Genomic DNA, 5,389 nt, shown 5'->3' with positions numbered 1-5,389 from the left:
CAGCAGCAGCGCGCGGTTGGCCAGCAGGCTGGCGACCACGGCGCGCACCGGGCGCGGAGCGGGGGGCTCTTCGTCGGCGACGTCCAGGCCGCGCGTGGCCCAGGCCACCGCCAGCAGGCACAGGGCGGCGATCACGCCGTAGACGCCGGCCACGATCAGCCAGCCGCGGCGCGGCGCCTCGGGCGTCGACAGGGCCTGGGCCAGCGGCAGGGTCAGGGCGGCGACGGCGATCGCCGCCAGGGTGCCGAACACCATCCGCACGCCCGCCATGTCGCCCCGCTGGGTGCTGTCCTGGGTGATGCGGGCGAACATCGCCGCATAGGGGATCGAGACCACGGCGTAGAGGGTGCGGAACAGGATGTGGGTGATCGCAGCGAACGCTATGGCGCCCGCGGTCGGCGCGGCGGGGCCGACGAACAGGGCCATGAAGCCCAAGGCCAGCGGCGCCGCGCCCAAAAGCAGGTAGGGGCGATAGCGGCCCATGCGCGAGCGGGTGCGATCGACCACCATGCCTAGGACCGGATCCAGCGCCGCGTCCCAGATCAGGGCCGCCATGTAGATGAAGCCGGCCGTCGCGGCCGGCAGGTCGAGGGCGTCCGTATAGAAGTACAGCAGGTAGAGCCCCGCCGTCTGCCAATACAGGTTGAACCCGAAGTCCCCGAGCCCGATCGCCGCCTTGCGGACGGCCGTCAGCCTGGGCGCGTCGCCCTGGATCAAGCTTGCCATCTCTTCCCCGTCTCCCCGTCAGGGCTGGACCAACCGGTCCTCCCCGTTTATTCACCAGTTGTATAACGAAACCACAATGCCTCTGGGGGGATGGAATGTCAAAGCCGCTGATCGATGTTCGGGGAAGTCGGTTCGTCGATGCGCACGGGCGGCACGCCATCCTGCGCGGGGTCAATCTGGGGGGCGACTGCAAGGTCCCCTGGCCCGACGGCGGCACCGACCGGCCCAGCGACTTTTCCGACCACCGCACCGTCAGCTTCATCGGTCGACCGTTCCCCTTGGAGGAGGCCGACCAGCACCTGGGGCGCATCGCGCGATGGGGCTTCAACACCCTGCGCCTGCTGACCACTTGGGAGGCTGTCGAGCACGCGGGGCCGGGCCAGTACGACGCGGACTATCTCGACTATTTCGCCGCCGTGGTCGAACGGGCCAGGGCCCATGGCCTGTTCGTGTTCGTCGACTTCCACCAGGACGTCTGGAGCCGGATGAGCGGCGGCGACGGCGCGCCGGGCTGGGTGTTCGAGGCGCTGGGCCTGGACTTCACGCGTTTCGACGCCGCCGACGCCGCCCACGTCATGCAGCACCGCTACGACTACGCCAGCGCCGAGGCCCGCCAGGAAGACCGCTATCCAATGATGAGCTGGGCGGGGAACTACCGCCTCGCCGCCAACGGGATCGCCTGGACCGCTTTCTTCGCCGGCGAGATTCTCACTCCCGACTGGACGGTCGACGGCCGCAACGTCCAGCGCTTCCTGCAGGACCACTATCTGGGCGCGATGGCGGCGGTGGCCCGGCGCGTGGCGCACCTGGACAATGTCGTGGGTTTCGACAGCTTCAACGAGCCTGGGCTGGGCTGGGTCGGCCTGCCGATGAGCACGCCGCGCCTTCAGGCGACGCCTGCCGATCCGCTGCCGATTTGGCCGGGCCGCGCCTGGACACCGCTTGACGGCTTGCGCGCCGCCCGGGGGCGGACGGTGTCGATCGCTCGCCTGGGCTGGAGCGACGAGCGCGGCGTGCTGCAAGTGATCGACGAAGAGCCGGCCAATCTGGCGGGYGCGTCGATCTGGCTGAACGACGGACCCGACCCGTTCGAACAGGCCGGCGCCTGGCGGTTCGACGACACCGGCGACACGGTGCTGGATGAGGACTTCTTCCGCCTGCGCGACGGCCAGCCCATCGACCACGAGAACCAGTGCATGGCGCCGTTCTTCGCCCGGGTCGCCGAGACCATGCGCGCCGTGCGGCCTGACTGGCTGCTGTTCGCCGAGCTTTGCCCGTACCTGGTCGGCACCGGCCGGATGTTCCCCGACGCCATGCCTGAGCGCAGCGTCAACGCCACCCACTGGTACGACATCGACATCTTGCGCAAGAAGCGGTTCGATCCCGACCAGGACACCGACGCCCTGCGCGCCCGCTACTTCAACCAGATGGCCTATATCGCCTGGCTGGGCACGCGGTTCGGCCAGGACGGCGCGCCGACCCTGATCGGCGAGTTCGGCATTCCCTATGACCTGAACGGCGGCGAAGCCTTCGAGGCCTGGGCGCGGGGCGAGCGCGGGGAGGGCGTGTGGGACGCCCACGCCCAGGCGCTGGCGCTGATGTACGACGCCATGGACGCCCTGCAACTGTCGTCCACCCAGTGGAACTACACGGCCAGCAACCGCAACGACCTGCGGATCGGCGACGGCTGGAACCAGGAGGACCTGTCGATCTTCTCGCCCGACCAGGCGGGCGATCCGGGCCGCAACGACCCGGACGCCGGGGCGCGGGGCCTGCTGGGTTTCTGCCGGCCGTACGCGCCGATGGTCCAGGGCGTTATCAGCGCGATGCATTATGCTGACGGACGCTTCGAGCTGGGGCTGGAGGCTGATCCCGTCATCGGGGCGCCGACCGAAATCTATGTCCCGGAAGTGCGGTTCCCGAACGGCGTGCGCGTCAGCGTCTCGCAAGCCGGGGCGCGCTGGACCCACGAGCGGGCGGCGCAGAAGGTGCTGGTCTGGGCCGTCGAGGCCGGGCCGCTCGAGATCGTGGTGGAGGGGGCCTGAGGCCCCCGTTCGCTCGGATACCCAAACAAAAAAGACCGGAGGGGGTTTCCCCTCCGGTCAAGGACGCGAAGCCTCGGGCCTCAGCGTTCGAGGTCGACCTGGCCTGCAAGACCGCCAGGCCGACCCCGTTTCGTCAGTAGCGCAGGTTCAGGGTGACGCCGTAGCGACGGAAGGCGTCAGCGGTCAGCACCTGGCTGTAGTCGCCCTTGCCGCCGAACGGCGTGCCGAACAGCGCGCTGGGGTAGCGCTGGTCGGTCAGGTTCTTGCCCCAGACCGCCAGCTTCCAGCGATCGGTCTCGGACCCGATCCCGACCGTGGCGCCCAGGACGCCGTAGCTGTCGATCTTGGTGTTGGGATCGCCGGTGGCCGAGGCGTTGTAGCCGTCGCGCCAGCCGTAGTCGGCCGAGGCCGACAGCTCCAGGCCATGGCCGATCGAGCGTTCGTAGACCGCGGCCAGGCTGGCCTTCCACTTGGACACCCCGCTCAGGCGCTGGCCTGAGGCGTCGTAGCCGTAGAGGCCTGGCGCGATCAGCACGCAGCCCGTGGGAGTGACCAGCGGGTCGCAGGAGATCGGCGCGAAGTCGCCGTACTTGGCGTCGATATAGGCCGCCGCGGCGGTGATCATCAGGCCGGGCGCGACGATCGCCGTCAGATCGGCTTCGACCCCCTTGGTCTTCAGATCGCCGGCGTTGATCGTGCGGAACGCGGCCGGGGTCAGGGTGAAGTCGACGGTCTGGGCCTGGTAGTCCTCGAACTTGGTGTTGAACGCCGCGACGTTCAGCACGGCCAGGCCGCCCAGCAGGGCGGTCTTCACGCCCAGCTCGTAGCTGGTCGGGATCTCGGGACCCACCTCCTGGCTGGTGGTGGTGTTGCTGACGCCGGTCTGGTTGAAGCCCGGACCCTTGTAGCCGCGCGACACCGTCGCATAGCCCATGGTCCGGTCGGCGAACTGGTACTGCGTCCCGATCCGCCAGGAGAGGTTGGTTTCCTTTGCCGTGTCGTCGAAGGTGACGGTGGGATTGATGCCGAAGTAGCCGGGGCGGGTGAACTGGCGGAAGTCCAGGCTGACCTTGTCGTGGGTCAGGCGGGCCCCGGCGATCAGGGCCAGCTTCTCGGTCAGCTGGTAGTGGGCCTGGCCGAAGGCGGCGTAGCTGGTGGCGTCCACCAGGCTGTTGATCGTGGAATTGACAACCGGCGCCGGGAAGACCCCGAAGGTGCCGGTCTGGTCGGTCACCTGGTTCGTCTTCTGACGGTAGTAGTAGAGGCCCGCCACATATTCCAGCTTGCCGCCCGTGGGGGAGGACAGGCGCAGTTCCTGGCTGACCTGCCGCAGGTCCTGGTTGGAGATGTTGTCGTTGAGGATGTTGATCGGCAGGCTGTCGGAGTCGCCGTTGCTGTAGTCGAAGTCGCGCCGGCCGGCGGTGATCGAGGTCAGGGTCTGGCCGCCCGGCAGGCTCCAGTCGACCTGGGCCGCGAAGCCGTAGTTCTCGCGGTTCTTGTACTGCGGGCCGTCGATGCACAGGTCGGTGTTGTCGGGCGAGGCCTTCACGCCGCAGCCGGCATAGACGAAGGCCAGGGCGCCGGTCGGGCTGACCGCGTAGGGCGACCAGGTGAGCGACTGATCCTGCTTGGCGTAGTCGGCGGTGATCAGCACGTCGACCGTGTCGCTCGGTCGCCACAGCAGCTTGGCGCGACCGCCCCACTCGTCGTTGCCGTTGAACCGGCGGCCGTCCTTTTTGTTGTTCAGCACGCCGTCAAGCTTGTTGACGAAGCCCCCGACGCGCAAGGCGGCCTTGTCGCCCAGCGGCAGGTTCACGGTGGCGTCGGACTTGTTGTAGCCGTCCTCGCCCAGGTTGAAGTTGCCGATGGCCTCCAGCCGGCCGATCTTGGGCGCGTTGGTGGTGATGCTGACCAGGCCCGCCGAGGCGTTCTTGCCGAACAGCATGCCCTGGGGACCACGCAGGATCTCCACTCGCGCTACGTCGTAGAAGCTGCCCAGCGCCATTTCCGGCCGGCCCAGCACCACGCCGTCCAGCACGGTCGAGACCGTGGGCTCGATCGAGGTCGAGAAGGTCGAGGTGCCCACGCCGCGCACCGAGACGCCGAACGAGGTGGACTCGAAGCTGGGGACGACCAGCTTCAGCTGGTCGATGTTGCCGATGTTGCGGCGCTGCAGCTCGGTCTCGCCGACCACGCTGACGGCCACCGGAACGTCCTGCAGTTTTTCTTCGCGCTTCTGGGCGGTGACGACCACTTCGGTGATCATCATCGCCTCGTCGGCCTTGGTCTCCTGGGCCATCGCCTGCCCCGCCGCCAGGGCGGTGAGCGAAGCGCCCACGGCCAGCACTGCTTTCAACCTGATCATAGTTTCCCCTCTTCTTTTTTGATGTTCAGCGTCCGGCCTGGTTGTCCCTCAGGGCTCCCAGGGCGCGGATGCGGTCCGGCGTCGGCTTCAGGGCCGCGCCGTCGTTGGCCACCGTCATGCGTTGGTCGGTGGTCGGGTCGTATCGGGGCCAACCGGGATCGCCGGTCTTGGCGAAGCTCGCCCAGGTGTCGGCCCAGCGCGTCGCCGTCGCCCGGTCGGCGGGCGAGGGCGGGTCCTTGAGCTTGCCCAGGGT

General features: G+C 68.5%; 3 protein-coding genes and 1 pseudogene. 1 reads left to right on the top strand and 3 read right to left on the bottom strand.

Features of this window, described 5'->3' with window-relative positions; all coding sequences use genetic code 11:
• Positions 1–726: MFS transporter (locus AC1DZ6_RS18190; RefSeq protein ID WP_477098549.1), on the bottom strand; the 726-nt coding region annotated here is incomplete at its 3' end.
• A 95-nt stretch (positions 727–821) separates the two neighbouring features.
• On the opposite strand from AC1DZ6_RS18190, the gene AC1DZ6_RS18185 reads away from it, so the two are divergent.
• Positions 822–2,771, top strand: a complete 1,950-nt coding sequence (locus AC1DZ6_RS18185; protein ID WP_477098548.1) for a cellulase family glycosylhydrolase — start codon at positions 822–824, stop codon at positions 2,769–2,771.
• Positions 2,772–2,904: 133 nt separating this feature from the next.
• On the opposite strand, the gene AC1DZ6_RS18180 is transcribed toward AC1DZ6_RS18185, so the two are convergent.
• Positions 2,905–5,136, bottom strand: a complete 2,232-nt coding sequence (locus tag AC1DZ6_RS18180; RefSeq protein WP_477098547.1) for a TonB-dependent receptor — start codon at positions 5,134–5,136, stop codon at positions 2,905–2,907.
• A 25-nt stretch (positions 5,137–5,161) separates the two neighbouring features.
• Positions 5,162–5,389 (bottom strand): annotated as a pseudogene (locus AC1DZ6_RS18175) (hypothetical protein); the annotation flags it as partial.

Source organism: Caulobacter sp. P1_B12_2, assembly GCF_056406675.1.
Note: the sequence above shows the minus strand (reverse complement) of the source record. Positions and strands in the feature narration are given on the sequence as shown.

Bases quoted from the DNA above. Each gene is read 5' to 3' on its own strand.
- AC1DZ6_RS18180 (WP_477098547.1), bottom strand. From the start codon at position 5,136: ATGATCAGGTTGAAAGCAGTGCTGGCCGTGGGCGCTTCGCTCACCGCC.